This window comes from Pseudomonas sp. UBA4617 (genome assembly GCF_002386445.1).
GTDB lineage: Bacteria > Pseudomonadota > Gammaproteobacteria > Pseudomonadales > Pseudomonadaceae > Aquipseudomonas.
Genome location: NZ_DGIR01000026.1, coordinates 200,921 through 222,661 on the forward strand (window position 1 = coordinate 200,921; position 21,741 = coordinate 222,661).

Genomic DNA, 21,741 nt, shown 5'->3' on the forward strand with positions numbered 1-21,741 from the left:
CATACTCGGGCATTCGTTGAAACACGGAGGTCAATCATGCGGCGCGTGGTGTTCAATCAGAAAGGTGGCGTGGGCAAGTCGAGCATCGCCTGCAACCTGGCGGCGGTCAGTGCCAATGAAGGCTACCGGACCCTGCTGATCGACCTGGATGCCCAGGCCAATTCGACCCAGTACCTCACCGGCCTCACCGGCGAGGACATCCCCATGGGCATCGCCGATTTCTTCAAGCAGAGCCTGTCCAGCGGGCCGTTCAGCAAGAAGAACAAGGTCGATATCTACGAAACCCCCTTTGACAACCTGCACGTGGTCACCGCCACCGCCGAGCTGGCTGACCTGCAGCCGAAGCTGGAGGCCAAGCACAAGATCAACAAGCTGCGCAAGTTGCTCGACGAACTGGACGAGGACTACGAGCGGATCTATATCGATACCCCGCCGGCTTTGAACTTCTATGCGGTTTCCGCACTGATCGCCGCCGATCGCGTACTGATTCCCTTCGACTGTGACAGCTTTTCGCGCCAGGCCCTGTATGGCCTGCTGGCCGAGATCGAAGAGCTCAAGGAAGACCACAACGAAGACCTGGTGGTCGAAGGCATCGTGGTCAACCAGTTCCAGTCCCGTGCCAGCCTGCCGCAGCAGATGCTTGATGAGCTGCTGGAGGAGGGTTTGCCAGTGCTACCGGTGTACCTGGGCAGCTCGGTGAAGATGCGTGAATCGCACCACGCCAGCCTGCCGCTGATTCACCTGGAGCCAAGGCACAAGCTGACCCAGCAGTTTGTCGAATTGCATTCGCTGCTGGAAGAGAACGCTTAAACTCCTTGGCTGCGCAGCCACTCCAGCAGTGATTGGAGTGGAAACGCCCCGGCCTGGCGGCTGATCTCGCGGCCGTTCCTGAACAGCAGCAGGCTGGGGATCGAACGGATAGCCAATTGCCCGGCCAGGTTGCGGTTGGCTTCGCTGTCGAGCTTGGCCAGCCGGCAGCGGCCGGTCAATTGGCGGGCGGCCTGTTCAAACGTGGGGGCGAAGGATTTGCACGGCCCGCACCAGTCGGCCCAGATGTCGACCAGCAGCGGCAGGTCGCCCTTGATCTGGCTGGCGTAGCTCGCTGCGGTGAGCTCGAACGGGGCGTCGAGCAGCACATCCTGTTTGCAGCGGCCGCATTTCGGATTGTCGCCCAGGCGCTCGGCGGGCAGGCGGTTGAGGCCGTTGCAGTGGGGGCAGGGGATTACCAGTGGCTCGGACATGTCGTTTCCTTGAGATTTTGGGGCTGCAAAGCGGTGCCGGGATTCATGATGAACAGCTGATTTCCAGGTGTTTGCCCCACTCCGGTGGCCGTTCGGCGTAGGCCTGCATCCCGGCTTGCTCTGCAAACGGCTTGCTCAGCACCTGGTGCAACCGTCGCACTTCACTGTAGTCGCCCGCTTCCGCCGCTTCGATGGCTTTCTGCGCCAGGTAGTTGCGCAGCACATACAGCGGGTTGACCGCATGCATCCGCTCCCGACGCCCGGCGGCATTAGCGGCTTCACGCTCGCAACGGGCCAGGTAGTCGGCCCCCCAGGCATCGAAACCGGCCAGGTCGATGAAGTCGTCGCGCACCACTCTCAGCGCTTCGGCTACCGGCTTGTCACCCAGCTTACGGAAGAACAGGTTGTAGTCCACCCCACCGCTCTGCATGCGTTGCAACAGGCGCTCGACCAACGCCATGTCGTCGTCCTCGGCGCTGGTCAAGCCCAGACGGCGGCGCATCAGGTCGAGGTAATGGGCCTGGTAAAGCGGCAGGAACAGCCCCAGCGCCTCTTTCAGGGGGTCTACTTCGATCACCGTGGTCAGTGCCTGGGCCAGGGCACTGAGGTTCCAGTGGGCGATCGGTACCTGGTTGGCATAGCTGTAGCGGCCACGGTCATCGGAGTGGTTGCAGATGAAGTTGGCGTCGAAGTCGTCCAGGAACGCATAGGGGCCGAAGTCGAAGGTAATGCCGAGAATCGACATGTTGTCGGTGTTCATCACGCCGTGGCAGAAGCCATAGGCCTGCCAACGGGCAATCAGTTCGGCGTTGCGCTCGACGATGCTGCGGAACATGGCCAGGTAGGGCTGCTCGGCGTCACGGCATTCGGGGTAGTGCTGTTCCAGCACATGGTCAATCAGCACGCGCTGCTGCTCGGGCTGTTTGGTGTAGTAGAAGTATTCGAAATGGCCGAAACGCACATGGCTCGGGGCCAGACGGGTGAGCATGGCCGCGCTCTCACGGGTTTCACGCCATACCGGGGTGCTGGAGCCAATGACGCACAGCGCTCGGCTGGTGGCGATGCCCAAGGCGTGCAGGGCTTCCGAGGCGAGGAACTCGCGGATCGACGAGCGCAGCACGGCGCGGCCGTCGCCCATGCGCGAGTAAGGGGTCTGGCCGGCGCCCTTGAGATGCAGGTCCCAGTGCTCGCCGGCGTCATTGAGCACTTCGGCCAGCAGCAGGCCGCGGCCATCACCCAGCCGTGGGTTGTACGAGCCGAACTGGTGACCGGAATAGACCATCGCCCGTGGGTCGGCCTGGTCCCACAGCTTGTGGCCGCTGAACAGCTCGGCGAACAGTGGCAGTTCGGCCTGGGCCGGGTCGAGGTCGAGCAGGGCCATGGCTGACTCGCTTGCAACCACCAGGCGTGGGTCTGCAATGGGCTCGGGCAGTACCTGGGTTGAGAACGCATCGCCCAGGCGGGCGAAACGGTTGTCGAAGGTGAGTTGGTCGAGAGCTTTCACAGGCCGGCTCCTGGGGTTGATTGACCGGGGCCGCGGTACGGCCCTCGCGAGCTTGCCCGCGGACGAGGGCAAAGACCTCGCGGGGGTTGCCCAGAATAAAGCATTGGAACGTTCTCAGGCCGAAGCAGTGCCATCCGATTTTGGCTGCTCCACTGGAACCAGCTGTTGCTTGCCGCCTGTCGGGTCCATCAGGAATACCTCTACCTGGCGTACCGAGATCTTGATGTTGTGCGCCTTGAACTCGCGGTTGATGTAGCGGTTGATCTCATCCAGGGTCGGGTTGCGGTCGCCCAGGTCGCGCACGTGCATGCGCAGCTCGTGGTCCAGTGAACTTTCGCCAAAGTTGAGGAAATACACGATCGGCTCCGGGTCCTTGAGCACCCGTGGGTTCTCATGGGCACCCTTGAGCAGCAGGTCGCGTACCAGGTCAAGGTCGGAGCCGTAGTCGATGCCCAGCTTCAGTGTCACCCGGGTGACCGTGTCGGTCAGCGACCAGTTGATCAGCTGCCCGGTGATGAAGGTCTTGTTGGGGACGATGATGTCCTTGCGGTCGAAGTCGGTGATGGTAGTGGCGCGGATGCGGATCTTGCTCACGGTACCCGACAGGTTGCCGATGGTGATGGTGTCGCCGATACGCACCGGGCGCTCGAACAGGATCATGATGCCGGAAATGAAGTTGGCGAAGATTTCCTGCATGCCGAAGCCCAGGCCCACCGACAATGCGGCCACCAGCCACTGCAGCTTGTCCCAGCTGACCCCCAGGGTGGACAGGGTGCTGACGATGCCAACACCAACGATGGTGTACGACAACAGCGTGGTGGTGGCGTAGGCACTGCCCTGGGCCAGGTTCAGGCGTGACAGTACCAGTACTTCCAGCAGGCCCGGCAAGTTGCCGGCCAGGGCAAAGGTGATGCCCACGATGACCAGGGCGCCGAGCAGGTCGCCGAGGCTGATTGGCACCATGCTGGCGGCGGCACCGGTGCCGCTGGTGTATTCGTAGAGAACGAAGTTGTTGAGGTAGGCGAACACCGAGATCAGGTCTGCCCACACCCAGTACAGGCCGGCGATGAAGCCGCCGAGCAGGGCCAGGCGGATCAGGCGCAGCGACTGCTGGTTGACCTGTTCGATGTCCAGGGTCGGCTCTTCGGTGATGACTTCGCCATCAAGACCCTCCTTGGCCGCTGCCCGCTTGCTCAGCGCGCGTTGGTAGGCCAGGCGCCGTGCAGCTACCGACAGGCCGCGCACGAATGCGGCCTCGATCACCAGCCAGAACAACAGCAGGTAGAGGGTGTAGATCAGTCGGTCGGTGAGCTTCAGCGCGGTGTAGTAATAGCCGAAGCAAACGGCCACGAACAGGGCGATGGGCAGTGCGGTGAAGGCCACGCCCACGGCCTTGCGGAACAGCGATGTGTCGCGGTGTGCCGGGCTGCTGAGCAACAGGCGGCTGAGCAGCCAGGCCATCAAGGCATAGCAGGTCAGCACTACGCCGATGCCCAGCACGTCATCGGCGAGTGCCGAGGGTTGATGCTCGGCCACGGCCACGACGCCGACCAGCGCCAATACCACGGTGCCCAGGCGGCGGACCCAGCCGCGTAGGAACTCGACCTGTGGCTTGTGCCAGCGGAAATGAATTTCCGCCACGCCGCCAGGGGCGAGGATGCGGTAGGCGGTATAGAACACCAGCCAGGCCTGGGCCAGTTGCCAGAGGGCGGCGCCGAGGTTGGCATTCTGCCCACGGGCGTCGATCTGCAGGGCATAGCTGCACAGGGCCAGGCCCAGGCTGACCGGCATCGCCAGCAGGATGTTGATGAGAATCGCCTGGGGAGTATGCCACTGGCTGTCGCGGCGGAAATGGCCGATGTCCTGGTGCACCTTGCCGAGGCGTTGGTACAGGTACGTGCGCCGCCACAGCAGGGCGCCGATCACCAGCAGCAGCGGCAGGAACAGCAACGGGCGCTGGCTCAGGCCGTCGGCCAATTCCTTCAGGCCCGAGCCCCACGGTAGGTTGGCGACCTGGTCAGCCAGGCGCTCCGGCACGTAACGCAGCCAATCCCAGTCCAGCGGTTTGTTGCTGGGGATCCAGAACATCTGCTCGTCGAGGGTGGTCCGCAGGCTCTGGGCGGTGCCTAGCAATTGCTTCTGGTTCAGCTGCAGGGTGATCGATTCGTTGAGCAGTGCCGACAGTTCGCGGTTCAGCCGTTCCAGCAGGTCGCTGCGGGTGATGGCTACTTCCAGCAGGGCTTTGCGCAGCTGCGGTGTCACCTCTTCCTGCGGTTGTGCCGCCAGCAGCTTGTCGACGTAGGTGACCGGGTTGCTCATCTGCTCGCGTTGCTGGTTGACCTCGAACTGGTACAGGCGGGTGTCGGCGATCTGGTCGGCGAGGTCGCGGTCCAGTTTCAAGTGCGGCAGGGTCTGCTTCTGCTTGTAGAGGATCTTCGACAGCAGCAGGCTGCCTTTGAGCACGTTGATCTGCTCGTCCAGTGCCTGGTCAGCCTGGGTCAGGCTGTCCAGCTGTTGCTTGGTGCGCAGGTTCTGCTGGGTCAGTTCGTTGAGCCGATCGGTGCTTTTGAGCAGGTAGTCGGAGAGCTTGAGGTTGACCGCGCTTTCGGTGGCCAGCAGGCTGCTGCCGCCGGCCTTCTGCGCCTCGATCGATTGCTGGGTGACGGCTTCCTGGGACTGGGCCAGACGCTTGTCGTTGATCAGGGTCTGCAGGTCCTGGATTTCCTGCTCCAGGCGCGCCGCGCGCTCGATCAGCAAGTCATGGCGGGCGTTGCCGAGGTCCTGCAGCAGACTGTTGCCGGCCAGCTCCTGGCGGCGTAGCAGGGTCAGGGCGTTGAGCGAGGCCAGTTCGGCATTCAGCTGGTTACGCTGGTCAGCGTTGATCGGTTTGCCGGCATCCTTGCCGGTCTTGAGGATGCTGTTGATCTGTTGGGTGCGCGCCTGGGCGTTGCTGATCTCCGCCTGGGCGCGTTCCGGACGGGTCTGCGAATTGATGATCAGGCTGTTGGCTTCGGACAGTGCCTTTTGCAGCTCGCCCTGCTGGGTGCTGCGCTCGCTGAGCATCTGCTCCAGCTGCGGCACGCTGAGGCTGGCGTAGCGCTGGGTCACCGGCTGTGGCTTGCTTTCCTTGAGCTTGGCCAGTTCGCGCTGGCTGTCGCTGGTTTCCTTCGGGGCTCCGGCCAGCTGCTGCTTGAGCGCGGCGAGCTTCTTCTCGTTGTCTTCCTTGCTGGCGAGCAGGCTGAGGGTTTGCTCCAGGACCTGCTGCAAGGCTTTCTGCTCAGCCTCGGGCAGCTTGCGCTCGGCAATCTTGTCGAGGCTGTTCTGGATGCTGGCGGTGGTCGGGGCTTCTGCCCCAATGGCTGCAACAGAGAGAGACAGACACAGCCCCAGCAGGGCTGTGCGGAGATACGCGCGCAGGGACATAGGCAGGCTACTTGTGAATCAGGCAAACGAAATTTAGAGGAACAATCCTGGTCCGGGTCGCGTTCCTTCGGGGAATCTGACGCCCACTTTCTGGATCTTGTTCCCGTCCATGGTGGCCACGGTCCAGATTGTGCCATGCCATTCGACCTGGTCGCCTACTACTGGAGCGCCTCCGACCTTCTGTCGGATGAACTGCGCCAACGGCATTTTCGCGTCCAGGCCATCGAGTTTCAGGCCGTACAGCGCTGCCACCGCACCCAGTTCGGCATCGCCCTCGAGTACGAAGTCGCCGAAGAAGCGCAGGTCCAGGCCCCGTTGCGGTGCCTGGCTGAAGAGTTTGCCCAGGGCTGGCAGGTTGTGCTCGTGGCCGATCACGCAAAGCATGTCGCCTACTTCGAGCACGGTGCTGCCCGACGGGTGCAGCAGTTGCTCGCCTCGGAACAGTGCTGCGATCCGCGTGCCTTCGGGCATTTTCAGCTCGCGCAGGGCGGCGCCAATGCACCATTTTTCCGCGCCCAGGCGGTAGACGAACAGTTCCCACTCGCTCGTCAGGTGGACTTCCAGGGCGGAACGGGAGATCGGTGCCGGGTCGGGCGGTACGGTCACTTTCAGCAGCTTGGCCATCCACGGCAGGCTGGTGCCTTGCACCAGCAGCGACACCAGCACGATGAAGAACGCCAGGTTGAAGAACAGCTGGGCGTCCGGCAGGCCGGCCATCAACGGGAATACTGCCAGGATGATCGGTACCGCGCCGCGCAGGCCAACCCAGGAAATGAAGCCCTTTTCACGGCCATGGAAGGCCTTGAATGGCAGCAGGCTGGCGACCACCGACAGCGGGCGCGCCACCAGGATCATCCACAACGCCAGGCCCAGCGCAGGAAGGGCGATGGGTAGCAGGTCGTGCGGGGTGACCAGCAAGCCCAGCACCAGGAACATGCCGATCTGTGCCAGCCACGCCATGCCGTCGAGCATGTGCAGGATGCCATGGCGGCTGCGGATCGGTTTGTTGCCCAGCACCAGGCCGCACAGGTATACGGCAAGGAAACCACTGCCGTGCAGGGCGTTGGTCAGCGAGAACACCACCAGGCCGCCCGCGATCACCAGGATCGGGTACAGGCCGCCCGCCAGGTTGATGCGGTTGACCAGCTGCAGCATCAGCCAGCCACCGCCCAGGCCCAGTAGCCCGCCAATGCCGAACTCGCGCAGCAGGTGGGTGAGCAGGCTCCAGTGCAGGCCGGTCTGGCCGCTGGCGATCATGTCGATGAGGGTGACGGTGAGGAACACGGCCATCGGGTCGTTGCTGCCCGATTCGATTTCCAGGGTAGCGGTCACCCGCTCGTTCAGGCCTTTGCCGCCAAGCAGCGAGAACACCGCCGCGGCGTCGGTGGAGCCGACAATTGCACCGATCAGCAGGCCCTGGATCAGGCTCAGGTCGAACAGCCAGGCGGCGACCATGCCGGTGAGGGCGGTGGTGATCATGACACCGACGGTGGCCAGCGAAAGCGCCGGCCACAGGGCCACGCGGAAGCTCGCAACCCGTGTACGCAGGCCGCCGTCAAGCAGGATTACGGCCAGTGCCAGGTTGCCTACCAGGTAGGCGGTCGGGTAGTTGTTGAAAATGATGCCGCCACCATCGACACCGGCGATCATGCCGACCGCAAGGATGATGACCAGGATCGGGATGCCCAGGCGCGACGACAGCGAGCTGACCAGGATACTTGCACCCACCAGCAGTGCGCCGATCAGGAACAGGCTGTTGATGGTGCTTGCATCCAAAGGCAGGTACTCCGAAACAGCGGCGGGAAGGGGCGTGGTAGCGCGGTGTTCAGCAAAAGCTAGCAGGTCGCGTGCCAATCGATTCTAACCTGAGGCCAGCGCAGGCTGTAAAGCGATACCGCATCTTCGCTGCGGCTTGCGGCTGCAATGGTGTGCCCACAATCAGGCAGCCGAGTATCATGAACGTCAAAGCAACCATTCCTCTCGCCCAGGTGGCCCAGCGCCTGCTCGGGCGATTTCCTGATTTGCACAATCTGGCGCGCCAGGCGGCGGGCCATGTGCTTTGCCGCCAGCTAGGGTACTGGCTGGACCCGGACGGGCTTTATTGGCACGAATTCCCGTCGGCGGCCAGCAGCTCGTCGAGCTTCACTGGCTGGTGTCACAATGGGCCACCACGGCGGTCCTTGAGCCTGACCGAACTGGTCATCCAGCGATTCAGTCCGCAGCAGCAGGCCAATGCTGACGAGCTGAGTATTTACGGTGGCTTCTACCGGGTGGATGCCAGCCACACGGTCTTTGACGAGCGCAACGAAGTGCGGCTCGATCCACGGGATGTCCTGACGGCGTTCTGGCGGTTGGACTTTGCCGGGCGCTACACCGAGGCGCTGGGCAAGTTTCGCGAGCGCCATGGTGAAGACTACTGCGTCTTGGCCCGCGCCCGCTTCCTTGCCGCTGTGGGCCGATCTACGTTGAGCGAACCTGAGCGCCAGGAACTGATGGTGGCGACGGTCGCTGTACCCGCTTTGCCGATTACCGTGCAAGGCTTGCGACAGGACCAGCTAACGAATGCCCAACATGGATGGAGTGCACTGGTCATCGGCGATATCAGCGCCAAGCTGATGTTCTTGCATAAGCTGAAAACTGGCAGGTTGTGCCTCTATCTTGCCGATGCTCAGGCCGTGGTGCAGGTATTCGAAGATCGCCATGCGTTTCAGGCGTGGATGGCTGGCCAGGCAGCCACGGATGTGGGGCGAGAGCGGCTGGTCAGGTTGTTCGTCGGAGACGGGGTATTGGCGCAGTCGCTGCGCCCGCGTTTACGCAATTACTTCAAGTTGCTCGCGCAGTCACGGGGCGACAGCATGATTGCCGGGCCGGCCATTGAAGGAGACCTGTTCGTCCGTCTGCGCGACTCGGTCATGGATGATCTGGCCAGCGACGCGCACGAGCGGCTGACCAGCAACGCCCAACTGCGCCAGGCCGATTGGCTGGCGGGCTTGCAGGCAGCGAGTTTTATCATTGCGCCGATGGCGCCGCTTGGCTGGCCAGTGATATTGGCATCGCTCGGTCTGGGCACCGCAAGCCTGGCTCTGCACCTGGACCGGGCTATCAATGGCAAGCAGGGCTGGCGTACAGCAGCATGGTGGTCGGTACTGGCGGACATTCTGTTCGTACTGCTTGATATTGCCATGATGCGTGCCGGCGAGCTGTTCGCTGATGGCCATGTCCCCCCACGTGTGGCTGGTCAGGCGCAAGCCTCTGCCGCCAAGGTCGACTGGGAGCTTTATATGGCCCCGGCGGCAGACGAATTGCTGGCTATGTCGGATAAGGCGCTGGCGCGCCAGGAAGCCCTGTTGGGTGCGGTACCGTGGGCTGATCTCGACGCCGTGGGGCCCAATGGCGAGTATCTGGATGCATTCAGTGAGCCATACCCCGCCTATCGCGATGAGCACGGCTTTGGGTCGCCCGCCATTGCCGGGTACACCAGCTCGCCGGAGCGCTACAACAACCTGTGGCGGGGTATGCCGCTAGAGGGCACCCGCGCGGAGAATATCCGGCGCAGCCATGAGCTTGCCCGCGCACTGGGGCAAATTGGCGTCAGTAATCAGGTGAGGCTGTACCGGGCGGCTTCCAGCCTGCGGGGCACGGGTTTTCAGGCATCTGGTGAGGGCGCCATTGAAGTGGGTGACGTGCTGGTGACCACCGACTTCACGTCATTCACGGAAAACCCCTATGCCCTCTGGGAGGTTTTCAACGACCCGCAGACCCAGGTCAGCGGCCGGAGTGCTTTCGATGAAAATGCGTTGGTGTATGTATTGGAACCGGGCGAGGGCATGCAGGCGACGCCTATCGGGCCCTTTTCAAGGCGACCCGATGAGGCAGAGTCTTTGATGATGCCCGGGCGCTACTTGCAAGTGGAAAAGGTGACGGCCATTCAAGGGCGCAATTATCACTTCACGGAAGTGTGCCTGAAGGCACTGGCGCAGGCGCCAATTGGGAAAGCAGTGCGCGATATGCGCACAGGACAGTTGTTCGATCGCCAGGCACTGGCGGGGCGGCTGGGCGTTGAGGACGATTCGTTGATGCGCACCTTCTTTGCGCTGCCCACCTGAGCAAAGAGTGAAAGGGGCCGCTGCGCGGCCCCTGTTCAAGCTTTCAAGCCTGCTTCACTTCGCGCATCGGCTTGCCCTTCACTGGCGCATCACCCGCCACGTAGTACTTGGCCGTGCTACGCGGTAACGGCTTGCGGCCACGGATCTTGTCCGAAATCTTCTCGGCAATCATGATCGTGGTGGCGTTGAGGTTGCCGGTGATGATGATCGGCATGATCGACGCATCGACCACCCGCAGGCCTTGCATGCCGTGTACGCGGCCTTCGCCATCGACCACCGCCATATCATCGGTGCCCATCTTGCACGAGCAGGACGGGTGGAAGGCCGTTTCGGCGTGCTCACGGATGAACTTGTCCAGCTCCTCGTCGGTCTGCACGTGTGCGCCCGGGCTGATCTCGCGGCCGCGGTACGGGTCCAGCGCCGGCTGGGCCATGATCTCGCGGGTCAGGCGGATGCCGTCACGGAACTCCTGCCAGTCCTGTTCGGTAGCCATGTAGTTGAACAGGATGCTGGGGTGCTGGCGCGGGTCCTTCGACTTGAGGCGGATACGGCCGCGGCTTGGCGAACGCATCGAGCCCATGTGCGCCTGGAAGCCGTGCTCCTTGACGCCGTTGGAGCCGTTGTAGTTGATGGCCACCGGCAGGAAGTGGTACTGGATGTTCGGCCATTTGAATTCAGGGCGGGTACGGATGAAACCACCGGCCTCGAACTGGTTGCTGGCGCCGATACCGGTGCCGTTGAACATCCACTCGGCGCCGATCGCCGGCTGGTTCCACCACAGCAGCGACGGGTACAGCGACACCGGCTGGGTGCAGGCGTACTGCAGGTACAGTTCCAGGTGGTCCTGCAGGTTTTCGCCAACGCCCGGCAGGTCGTGCACCACCGGGATGTCGAGGCTTTCCAGCAGGGCGCGCGGACCGACACCGGAACGCTGCAGCAGTTGCGGCGAGGCGATGGCACCGGAGCTGACGATCACTTCCTTGCGTGCACGGGCTTCGACGCGCTCTTCGCTATCGCCGACCAGGTAAGTCACGCCGATGGCGCGCTTGCCTTCGAACAGAACGCGGTCAGTCAGGGCATGGGTGACGATGGTCAGGTTCGGGCGTTTCTTGGCCTGGTCCAGGTAGCCGCGGGCGGTGCTGGAGCGGCGACCGTTCTTGGTCACGGTGCGGTCCATCGGACCGAAGCCTTCCTGCTGGTAGCCGTTGAGGTCTTCGGTGCGTGGGTAACCGGCCTGCACGCCTGCTTCGACCATGGCGTGGAACAGCGGGTTGTTACCGGCCTTCGGCGTGGTCACGCTGACCGGGCCTTCGCCGCCATGGTAGTCGTTCGGGCCGATGTCGCGGGTTTCGGCCTTGCGGAAGTACGGCAGGCAGTCCAGGTAGGTCCAGTCTTCCAGGCCCGGCAGTTCTGCCCAGCCATCGAAGTCCATGGCGTTGCCGCGGATGTAGCACATGCCGTTGATCAGCGACGAGCCACCCAGGCCCTTGCCTCGGCCACACTCCATGCGGCGGCCGTTCATGTGCGGCTCCGGGTCGGTCTCGTAGGCCCAGTTGTAGCGGCGGCCCTGCAGCGGGAAGGCCAGGGCGGCCGGCATCTGGGTGCGGAAGTCGAAGCGGTAGTCTGGGCCACCGGCTTCCAGCAGCAGTACGGTGACGCCGGCATCTTCGGTCAGGCGGGTCGCCAGGGTGTTACCGGCCGAGCCGGCACCGACGATGATGTAATCGTATTCTTTGGACATGAAAGTACCCTCATGTTGGCGGTGATCAAGGAGCGGGAACGCCCGTGCGCAGCGGCACGGGCGTGGCCAGACAGGGTTTAGAAAACCGAGTTGTAGCCGCCCAGCTCGACCTGGACCGACTTGATGCGAGTGTATTGAGCCAGCGAGCTGATGCCGTTTTCACGGCCGACACCCGACTGCTTGTAGCCACCCACCGGCATTTCGGCCGGCGATTCGCCCCAGGCATTGATCCAGCAGATACCCGCTTCCAGCTTGTGAATGATGCGGTGGGCGCGGCTGATGTCGTTGGTGCACACACCGGCGGCCAGGCCATACTCGGTGTCGTTGGCGCGGCGGATGACTTCTTCTTCGGTTTCGTAGGTGAGGATGCTCATCACCGGGCCGAAGATTTCTTCCTTGACGATGGTCATGTCGTCGGTGCAATCGGTGAACACTGTCGGGGCGACGAAGGCACCCTTGGCGAAATCACCTTCGGTCATGCGCTCGCCACCGCACAGCACGCGGGCGCCTTCTTCCTTGCCCTTGGCGATGTAGCCGAGCACGCTTTCCATGTGCTGGAAGCTGACCAGCGGGCCGAAGTTGGTGTTCTCGTCTTCCGGGTTGCCAGCACGAATGCGCGCAACGCGCTCGACGATCTTGGCTTCGAAGGCCGCCTTCATTGCCGCCGGGATGAACACGCGGGTGCCGTTGGTGCACACCTGGCCCGAGCTGTAGAAGTTGGCCATCATGGCGATGTCGGCGGCCTTGTCCAGGTCGGCGTCGGCACAGATGATCAGCGGCGACTTGCCGCCCAGTTCCATGGTGACTTCCTTGAGCGACGAGCTCGAGGCGCTTGCCATCACCTTCTTGCCAGTGGTGGTGCCGCCGGTGAAGGAGACTTTCTCGATGCGCGGGTGCTCGGTCAGCCAGGTGCCGACTTCGCGGCCGCTGCCGGTCAGGACGTTGAACACGCCGTTCGGCAGGCCGGCTTCGGTGTAGATCTCGGCCAGTTTGAGGGTCGTCAGCGAGGTCACTTCCGACGGTTTGAAGATCATCGCGTTGCCAGCGGCCAGGGCCGGGGCGGATTTCCACAGGGCGATCTGAATCGGGTAGTTCCAGGCGCCGATGCCGACGGTCACGCCCAGCGGCTCGCGGCGGGTGTAGACGAAGGACGACTCGCGCAGCGGGATCTGCTCGCCTTCGATGGCCGGTACCAGGCCGGCATAGTACTCCAGTACGTCGGCGCCGGTGACGATGTCGACGTAGCGGGTTTCCGAGTACGACTTGCCGGTGTCCAGGGTTTCCAGCATGGCCAGTTCGTCGTTGCGCTCGCGGAGGATGTCCACGGCGCGGCGCAGGATGCGCGAACGCTGCATGGCGGTCATCGCGGCCCAGACCTTCTGGCCGCGTTCGGCGCTTTCGACGGCCTTCTCGACGTCTGCCTGAGTGGCACGTTGAACGTGGGCGAGGACTTCGCCGGTGGCCGGGTTGATGGCTTCGAAAGTGGCATCGCTGCCAGCGTCGACGTAAGCGCCATCAATGTAGAGTTTTTGCGTTCCGAAACGGGCCATAGTGTCCTCGCAAGTGCAGTGTGTGGTTGGCTGCGCGTCACGCTCCTGCCGGGTCGACAAGTGCCGTGCGTGCTTGATCAGCAGGCTGGTCGGTTATGCCCAGGGTGTGCTGTTTAGCCAGTTGTAGATCCATGTATTCGTAAGCAATCCGTATCGCCTGGTCGGTGTCGAATGCATCACCCGACAGGGCGCCACGCAGCCACAAGCCGTCGATCAGGGCTGCCAGGCCGCGGGCGGCCTTGCGCGCATGGTAGAGCGGCAGGGCGCGGCGAAACTGGCAGCACAGGTTGGAATACAATCGGTGGTCGTTGATCCGCTGCAACCTGTGCAAATCGGGCTGGTGCATGCTGGAAGCCCAGAAGGCCAACCAGGTTTTCATTGCCGGGCCGTTCACCTGGCTGGCATCGAAGTTGCCCTCGATGATCACTTTAAGGTGGGCGCGCGGGCTGTCGTCCGTCAGGGCCTGGCGACGTGCTCGAACGCCTTCGTTGAGCATGTTCATGATGTAACCCATCGTCGCTGCGATCAGGCCGTTCTTGTCCCGAAAGTAGTGACTGATGATGCCGTTCGACACACCGGCCAAACGGGCAATCAGCGCAATGCTGGCATCCCCCAGTCCGACCTGATCGACCGCCTGCAACGTGGCTTCGATCAACTGCTGGCGGCGGATGGGTTGCATACCGACCTTGGGCATCTTGCTATCTCCTCAGGCCTGCGAGCAGGCGACAGGCGCTGACTCGGCGAAGGCCAGTCTATTTTGTTTTGATTGAACGTTCAATCAATAAAGAATAAGCTCTGCGACAATTTGTGCCATTGACAGTTTTTCAGGCGGTCTAAGAAGCACGGATTGACACCCCAGGAAATCGCGTAACCCCCGTAATACAAGGCGTTGACGGGCATGAGCGATGCGAAATGCAGATTCTGCCGTACGCTCGTCGAGCATGCGGCAGGCCCTTGGAGCGGGCGGGGTGGGCTGTGGCTAATGCGCACACCTCGACCGAGGCGCAGCACTGGCGACAGGCCACCTGTCTGGTTTTTGCAACGTATCGATTCGGGATCACGGTTTCCAGGGTGCCTTTTATAACACCTGACGCAGTGGGGATATTCCACCAATTGCTCGGGAACACTGATTAGCCTCCATAGCCGTACTGCCCGGAGCATTCGTGCAATGAGTTCTGCCTCACTTACCAAACCCCCCGCCGAGAGGGTCCGGGTCAACCGCGTGGTGTTCTTCACCTCCGCGCTGATGATCCTTGTTCTGACTGCCTTGCTTATCGCTGTACCCGAAACTGCCGGCCAGGTGCTTGGCGTGGCCCAGAAGTGGCTGACGCGCACCTTTGGCTGGTACTACATGCTGGTGATCTGTGGTTACCTGCTGTTCGTCGTCTACCTGGCCTTCTCCGACTACGGCAAGCTCAAGCTTGGCGGCAAGGACGACGAGCCCGACTTCAGCTATGGGGCCTGGGCCGGCATGCTGTTCTCCTCGGGTATCGGTATTTCGCTGCTGTATTTTGGCGCCTCCGAGCCGCTGGACCACTATTTCAACCCGCCGGAAGGCACCTCGGCCAGCCTTGAGGCCGCGCGCCAGGGCTTGCAGTTGACCTTCCTGCACTGGGGCCTGCATGGCTGGGCAATCTACGCCCTGGTCGGCCTGGCCGTGGGTTACTTCGCCTACCGCCATAACCAGCCGCTGGCCCTGCGTTCGGCGTTGTACCCGCTGGTGGGCGAGCGTTGGGTCAAGGGTGCCGCAGGCAACGCCGTGGACATCTTTGGCATGTTCGTGACCTTGCTGGGCCTGGTGACCAACCTTGGCATCGGTGCGATGCAGGTGGCCTCGGGCCTGGAATACCTGTTCGGCATGGACCACAGCAAGACCAACCTGCTGGTAGTGATCCTGGTCATGGCCGGTGTGGCCACCGTGGCTGCGGTCTCGGGTGTGGAAAACGGCATTCGCCGCCTGTCCAACCTGAACATCATGCTTTTCAGCGGCTTGTTGATCTTCGTGCTGCTGGGAGGCGAAACCCTGTACCTGCTCAACGGCTTCGTACAGAACATCGGCGATTACCTCAACGGTATCGTGCTGAAGACCTTCGACCTCTACGTGTACGAAGGCTCGGGTGACAAGTCCGAGCGCTGGTTGGGCCTGTGGACCGTGTTCTACTGGGCCTGGTGGATTTCCTGGGGCCCGTTCGTAGGGATGTTCATCGCCCGTATTTCCAAGGGCCGCACCGTGCGCCAGCTGGTCATGGGCGTATTGCTGATCCCGCTGGGCTTCACCCTGGCGTGGTTGTCGATCTTCGGCAACACGGCGCTGGACCTGGTCATCAACCAGGGTGCGGTGGAACTGGGCAAGACTGCGCTGGAACAGCCGTCGATGTCGATCTACCAGCTGCTGGAATACTTCCCGGCTGCCAAGATCGTCATTGGTGTGGCAGTGTTCGTCGGGTTCGTACTTTTCCTCACTCCGGCCGACTCCGGCGCGGTGATGATGGCCAACCTGTCGTGCACAGGTGGCAAGGTCGACGAAGATGCCCCGCACTGGATGGTGGTGTTCTGGTCCGTGGTTATCACCCTGGTGACCATCGGCCTGCTGTTTGCCGGTAACTTCGAAGCCATGCAGACCATGGTCGTGCTGGCTGGCCTGCCGTTCTCGGTGGTGCTGGTGCTGTTCATGTTCGGCCTATACAAGGCCATGAAGCAGGACGTGGTGATCGAGCAGGAGCGCGCCGAACTGGCCGCCCGTGGCCGTCGCGGCTTCAGCGAGCGCCTGACCCAGCTGGAACTGCAGCCGACCCAGGCCGTGGTGCAGCGCTTCATGGACAAGCAGGTCAGCCCGGCGTTGAAAGAGGCCGCTGCACAGCTGCAGACTCAGGGCTTCGAGGTGGAAACCCGCGTTGGCCAGTCGCGCAACCTGATGGGCTTGCGGGTGATGATGGAAGAGGGCAACCCGTTCGTCTACGAAGTGAGCCTGGACGGCTACATGGCCGCGCCAAGCGAGGCACCGGTCGACGGTGAGCCGGAAATGCGCCAGCGCTTCTACCGCGCCGAGGTCTACCTGCACGACGGCAGTCAGGAGTACGACCTGATGGGCTTTACCCCCGAGCAGATCGTGCGTGATGTGCTCGACCAGTTCGAGAGCCATCGCCAGGTGCTTAGCCGCGTCTATAGCTGACCGCCCGGCAGGTTGCGGCACCGCCAGGTGCCGCCGCCTGCCAGCAGCAATATGAAGCACCGCCTTCGGTTACATCTCCAGGAGGCGGTATTCAGCAGGTGGGGTGGTGATGCACATCGTACATTGAGAGATCCTGTTGATCATGGACTGGATGAATACCGACTACGGTTCTCGATCGCCCGGCGAGCAAGGCCGAACATCTCGGCATTTGCCATGGGCACGATGACGTTCTCGTTCTGTGCCACTACCTGCCTGACTGCCAGGCCGGCAGGCAAATAAATATGTAAGCCTCACTGGGTGGCGCGGTCGCGCATGGTAACGGCTCATAGTCGTAGCTGGAGCCAATCGCATGACCCTTACCACCGAACCCTTCGCCCCCCATGCGCAGAGGGACATGATCGCAGCACAGTTCGCAACACGCCCGACGTTGCGCCAAGTGTTGGACACCAAGCTGTTCAGCGCCCTCGTCGCACGTTATCCACAGCTGGCTTCTCACTTTCCCGAACGTGATTCCAGCGAAGGGTTCACCGTGACCCTGGCGCGCAATGGCAAGATCGACCTGCAGAGCCTGGCCACGGTGCTGCTCGACGGGCTGGTTCAAGGCCGGCCGGCAGCCTTCACCGAGCAGCATCACCTGAGCGCCGAGCCTCCCGCCAGCGGGCTTTCCGAGGTTATCGAACACAGTGGCTTGCAGTCGCTGAACGTGCGCTTGCACGAACTGAATGCTGTTTTCGATGAAGTCCTGGCCTCGCTGATCGAAGATTTTCAGCGGGCGCAGATCGACTACTGGAATGCCGAAGCTCGCCCGAATCCCGATGATGCTGGTGTCGGCAGGCACCGCTGGATGCAGCAAGCGCTGCGGATGGCGCTGGCAGGCAGCGTATCGCGGGCCCAATTGGAGGATGACGAACGCACGTTGGTCAACGAACTGCTGTTGGGCGTGAGCGGGATCCAGGTCACCACGCTGGGCTTTTCCCGGACCGTTGATGAGCGCGAGCAGGTGTTCATGCCGGGGGACCTGTTGATCGAGGCTGAGCGAGACGAGCGCAAGCTAATCCTGTGGTGCACGCTGTCTGGCGCGGTCAGGGCGTTCGCTGATGTGCTGGAATTCAGCGAAGCGCTGCGTGACTACTCGGCGGTGCGCTGCCGGGCCGACGAGCTGACCTGGCGCAGGTACGCCTTCGAGGGTGATGTCTTCATGCAGCAATCCGGGTTGCTGCTGGCCCTGTTGCTTGATGATGTGGCACAAGTCAAGTTGTCGTCGATGGCCGATGGTGCCGAACTGGAAGCGGTGATGAGCGTACTCACCGACCCGTCCCGGCTTTTCCTCAACGAGGACCGTTCTGAAGATATCGACGTGACTTCGGCCTTGCCTGAATGGCTGTTGGCCGCCAGTAGTCGTGACCGTTTCGAGTATCAGGTGGCATTGCTGGATGCCTCGATCGCCCAGGCGCTGAGCAAGGGATGCACTTCGCTGGGCGGTCTGCAAGACCTTCACAGCTATGCCGCAGATCGCTTGCGCAAGCAGATGCTCGACGATTACCCAACTGAAGCCAATTACTTCCCGGATGACCTGATACTGAAGGTGTCCATTCCCGACACCACTGTCGACAAAGACTTGCCCGTCACCCTCAAGGATGGCGGCAGCCTGACCCTCACCCAGCTGGCAATCGGGCACCTGGATGCCCTGTCGGGCGGCATCATCAGCAGCATTAGCCATAGGGAAAACCAGTTGATCATGGACTGGATGAATCCGGTCTATATCAGTAGCCTGATCGAGCGTGTGGACATTGGTGGCAACTATCCTGTGCATGCCGCCGAAGTGCTCAATGACAGGGCCACATTGACGGAGCGCGGCAAGCTGTTTGGCCGTGAATGGCGTTATGGACTGTTGTTCGACGGCTTGAAGGCCAAGGTCGAGGGCAACCTGAGCGAGAGTGCCTGGCATGCGCTGGCCGAGTTCTGCCGCAGCGGACGGGACCTGAGGGTGAATGTGGGTATCGCCCCCTTGGCCTTCAGGGCGGCCCCTGGCCGGCGTCAGGTCGACGAGGTTGTGTGCATGTATGTGATCGCCCTGACCCACCCTTCGGTGGTGCTGCTGTACCGGCCGCTTTATGCACAACAGACGCTACTGCAGTACGACGATCAGGACGGCCTGATGAACGCCATAAGGGAGCCTGGCGACCTGCAGGACAGTGTGCTCGCCTGGTTGCCGGAAAGTGCGCGATCCATCTACGCCTATGGCGGTTTCATCGAACCTCACCTGGGTCGCCCGATCATCGATACTTCGATCCTGCCATCACCGGTCGCGCCGCCGAGATTGATGCTACGGAACTATCTGTCCGATATCGACGTGCGCATGTTCGCCAGCAAGCGCGCAGCGCTGATCGAACTGGCGGACCGGCAGACGGTGTCGAATGCCGAGCATCGCTGGGCGGTGGTGAAGACGTTCGGTTGGCTGTTCTTCGACCTGGTAGCGCCGGTATTGCCGGGCCTGCTGGGCCGGGTCGCTGCCTTGGTGGGCCTGCTGTCGCCGTTGCTGGAAAAGACCCCGGCTTCGCAGCGTGGCTTATCGGATACGGTAATGAGTGCGAACCTAGTGGCTACCGTAGCCATGGCGCTCATGCATGGTCGACAGGGCGAGATTGCCCGCGCACCGCGAATGATTCATGCCGAACCGATCTACAAGGCCCTTGCACCTAGAGACCCCGCTATCTGGCGGCCCGCTGAGGTGGTGTCCACAGTGGAAACCTCCATCGGTTCGCTACGGGAGGAAGTGGGGCCGGTATCGCTGGGGCACGGTTGGGGGCAAGGGCCGGTGGCACAAGCTAAGGCGTTGGCCCCGTATGTCGCCGACATCGATCTGACTGGCGCTACGCGCAGCAATGGCCTCGAGCGTGTTGGCGAACGGTTCTATGTGGTCATTGACGGGAATGCCTACCAGGTGCTGCACGACGATCATGGGCGGCGCATCGTTGGCCCTGACGGTGAGCATGGCCCGCTGTTGGTGGATGATGGCATATGGCGCATAAGAACCGATGGTTTCCTGCCTGGAGGCGGAGGCCGAGGTGAGCGGAGGGCGCCGCAGGAAAGATTCGACCGCGTGACGGGTCAAGCAACGGAACTGCTTGGTGAGCTGCAACAGCGTCAATACGAGACGGTCAGGTTGTCCCAGAAATGTCAGCAACTGTTTTCGGAGCTTAATACGCTCAAAGGCATGAGGGACAAGTTCCTGCAGATGCCGGACCAACAAGCTGATCAGCGTGCGCGGCTGGTCGCTTCCACCGAAGAAAAGATCGCGACGAAAAAGGGCGAGCACCGCGAAGCAAGCACCCAGTTCGTCAACGACCTGCGTGATGTCATCGGCCGGAACAAGCGACTGGTCGGGCTGCTGAACACCGCTGCCGAATTGAAAACCCATTACTCCAGATTGGTATCCCGGTTCTCGCTGGCAACGATCGAGAAGGCACGGCTTGAATCATACGCCGAGATCGTCAGATGCAGCGAAAACATGCTGCACCAGGTACTGCAAAATGCCGAGCCCGGTGAAGTCTATCGGCTGGAGGATGAGCTGATTGGGCGTAACGTCAAAGACGTAGAGGGGCAGTACCTGGAGTACAAGCGCCGCATCGTAGGCCTGGTCGAAATCACCAGGCAGGCCGTGGAAGCGAGTGCCAACCTCGACGAATTCATCGTTCTGGTGCCCGAGGATCATGTGATGAGCTCGGTTCTGGATGAAAATGGCCAGCCGAGAACCGTGGGTGGATTAGTCGCGAAACGTACAGCCACGACGCTGGACATGCAGCTCGGGCAGGCTATGTTCCATGCAGAGCTCTCGTTCAATCTGGAGCAGGAAGGCGCTGTCAATCGGGCGGACGACAGGCGCAAGCTTGTCAGCGAAGCATTGAAAGTCGCCAGCAATGCTCACGCCCAACTCCTTACGAGCAACCTGCCGCCCGCAGATCGTATCGAAGTGCTGCAAGTGGCCTGGGATGAATACAGCGCTGCCATCATCAATAGCATCGACATGAGGCGCGGGGTTGACCCCGTTGTGAATCCCGCCATGCTCGAGGCTTTCGAACAGGACATGATGGCGTTGAAGCAGTCGGCCAACACCCTGTTGGTCGAGGCAATGTGGGAGCTTGAAGGCCGAGCTCCCTCGGCACGTCGTGCCTATCCTGTCGAGCAGGCGCAGCAGTTCGTGGTGTATGGCCGGGACGGTCAGATTGCCATAGGCCGTCAGGTCGATGACGGGGGGGGCGCCCGTGGTCGAGGTGACCAGCCGATCGGGCGATATGGCGGTGCTCAAGCGCTTCGACAGGGTCGATGGCGTATGGACCGAGCGGGTACCAGCCCCGACAATACCTGATCGCGCCCGCGCGGAGCTGGTCGGGCATGCCCTGTATCTGCTGTCCCAGGACACAGCCCTTGAGCGAATGATCGAGCAAAAGGCACGCGAAGGCGTGAGTACTCGAGATCTGAAAAACCTCCTCGACGACCATATCGGCCAACTCCGTACCCACGCCGACGCGTTGCAGAGCGACGAAGGTTTCACCCATGGAAAACTGGTCGAAAAGCTGAGCAGCTGGACGCAGCGACGCCAGGAGTTGCTGATCAGGATCTATTCCATTACGCCTTACCCTGAAGCTGAGGGTTTACGCTACCTGCATCAGCAACAGCGGATCTCGATCGAATACCGTGGTCCGCGGAAGGTATTGAAGGACAATTCCTCCATGGATGAATATGCGATTCGCCTGCGCGACAGTAAGGCTGGCAAAGCCAAAAAGATCATCTGGGCTGCACACTTTCACTTCGGTTCGCCTGATGCCTTGCCAGCGGAGTTCACCGTGGGCCATCTCAAGACCTGGGAGCAGCGCTTCCTGGGCCCCCAGGATGCCCCGGCATTGGCTGAGCGCGGCCAACGACTGCATCGGGGCCGGTTGACACTTGCCCAGGCATCGGCCGTTTTCAGCGAGGCTTGGAACCGCCCATCCTGAACCTTGC

The 21,741-nt window shown here is 62.1% G+C and carries 12 protein-coding genes; 5 read left to right on the forward strand and 7 right to left on the reverse strand.

Annotation, left to right across the window (positions count from 1 at the left end):
* The first annotated feature begins 36 nt into the window (after window positions 1-36).
* On the forward strand, window positions 37-810 hold the full coding sequence (locus B4L76_RS12060) for a ParA family protein (RefSeq protein ID WP_186672219.1): 774 nt from the start codon (window positions 37-39) through the stop codon (window positions 808-810).
* Here B4L76_RS12060 and trxC read toward each other — a convergent pair.
* From trxC to B4L76_RS12080, 4 genes are all read right to left on the reverse strand, one after another.
* On the reverse strand, window positions 807-1,241 hold the full coding sequence (gene trxC, locus B4L76_RS12065) for a thioredoxin TrxC (RefSeq protein WP_296232737.1): 435 nt from the start codon (window positions 1,239-1,241) through the stop codon (window positions 807-809). The genes B4L76_RS12060 and trxC overlap by 4 nt on opposite strands.
* A gap of 43 nt (window positions 1,242-1,284) precedes the next feature.
* Window positions 1,285-2,745 carry a protein adenylyltransferase SelO gene (gene selO / locus B4L76_RS12070; protein ID WP_296232738.1) on the reverse strand — a complete coding sequence of 487 codons (1,461 nt, stop codon included), beginning with the start codon at window positions 2,743-2,745 and terminating at the stop codon, window positions 1,285-1,287.
* A gap of 114 nt (window positions 2,746-2,859) precedes the next feature.
* Window positions 2,860-6,168 (reverse strand): mechanosensitive channel MscK, encoded by a 3,309-nt coding sequence (gene mscK / locus B4L76_RS12075; protein WP_296232739.1) that lies wholly within the window; start codon window positions 6,166-6,168, stop codon window positions 2,860-2,862.
* 33 nt (window positions 6,169-6,201) lie between these two features.
* The gene (locus B4L76_RS12080; protein WP_170034328.1) at window positions 6,202-7,944 is read right to left on the reverse strand and encodes a potassium/proton antiporter; all 1,743 of its coding nucleotides are present in this window, start codon (window positions 7,942-7,944) and stop codon (window positions 6,202-6,204) included.
* 179 nt (window positions 7,945-8,123) lie between these two features.
* Between B4L76_RS12080 and B4L76_RS12085 the strand changes: the two genes are divergently transcribed.
* Complete coding sequence (locus B4L76_RS12085; protein WP_296232740.1) at window positions 8,124-10,274, forward strand: dermonecrotic toxin domain-containing protein; 2,151 nt, start codon at window positions 8,124-8,126, stop codon at window positions 10,272-10,274.
* 43 nt (window positions 10,275-10,317) lie between these two features.
* Here the strand turns inward: B4L76_RS12085 and betA are convergent, their stop codons facing one another.
* The 3 genes from betA to betI form a co-directional block, all read right to left on the reverse strand.
* Window positions 10,318-12,015 (reverse strand): choline dehydrogenase, encoded by a 1,698-nt coding sequence (betA, locus tag B4L76_RS12090; RefSeq protein ID WP_296232741.1) that lies wholly within the window; start codon window positions 12,013-12,015, stop codon window positions 10,318-10,320.
* Window positions 12,016-12,092: 77 nt separating this feature from the next.
* A complete protein-coding gene (betB, locus tag B4L76_RS12095) occupies window positions 12,093-13,565 on the reverse strand; it encodes a betaine-aldehyde dehydrogenase (protein WP_296232742.1) in 1,473 nt (490 codons plus the stop codon).
* 37 nt (window positions 13,566-13,602) lie between these two features.
* Entirely contained in the window at window positions 13,603-14,259 is a 657-nt protein-coding gene (gene betI / locus B4L76_RS12100; RefSeq protein WP_296232743.1) for a transcriptional regulator BetI, read from the reverse strand.
* Window positions 14,260-14,733: 474 nt separating this feature from the next.
* Between betI and B4L76_RS12105 the strand changes: the two genes are divergently transcribed.
* From B4L76_RS12105 to B4L76_RS12120, 3 genes are all read left to right on the forward strand, one after another.
* Complete coding sequence (locus tag B4L76_RS12105; protein WP_414707186.1) at window positions 14,734-16,737, forward strand: BCCT family transporter; 2,004 nt, start codon at window positions 14,734-14,736, stop codon at window positions 16,735-16,737.
* A 349-nt stretch (window positions 16,738-17,086) separates the two neighbouring features.
* Window positions 17,087-21,106 carry a dermonecrotic toxin domain-containing protein gene (locus B4L76_RS12115; RefSeq protein WP_296232745.1) on the forward strand — a complete coding sequence of 1,340 codons (4,020 nt, stop codon included), beginning with the start codon at window positions 17,087-17,089 and terminating at the stop codon, window positions 21,104-21,106.
* Entirely contained in the window at window positions 21,033-21,734 is a 702-nt protein-coding gene (locus B4L76_RS12120; RefSeq protein WP_296232747.1) for a hypothetical protein, read from the forward strand. Before B4L76_RS12115 ends, B4L76_RS12120 begins: the two co-directional genes overlap by 74 nt.
* The last annotated feature ends 7 nt before the right edge of the window (window positions 21,735-21,741 follow it).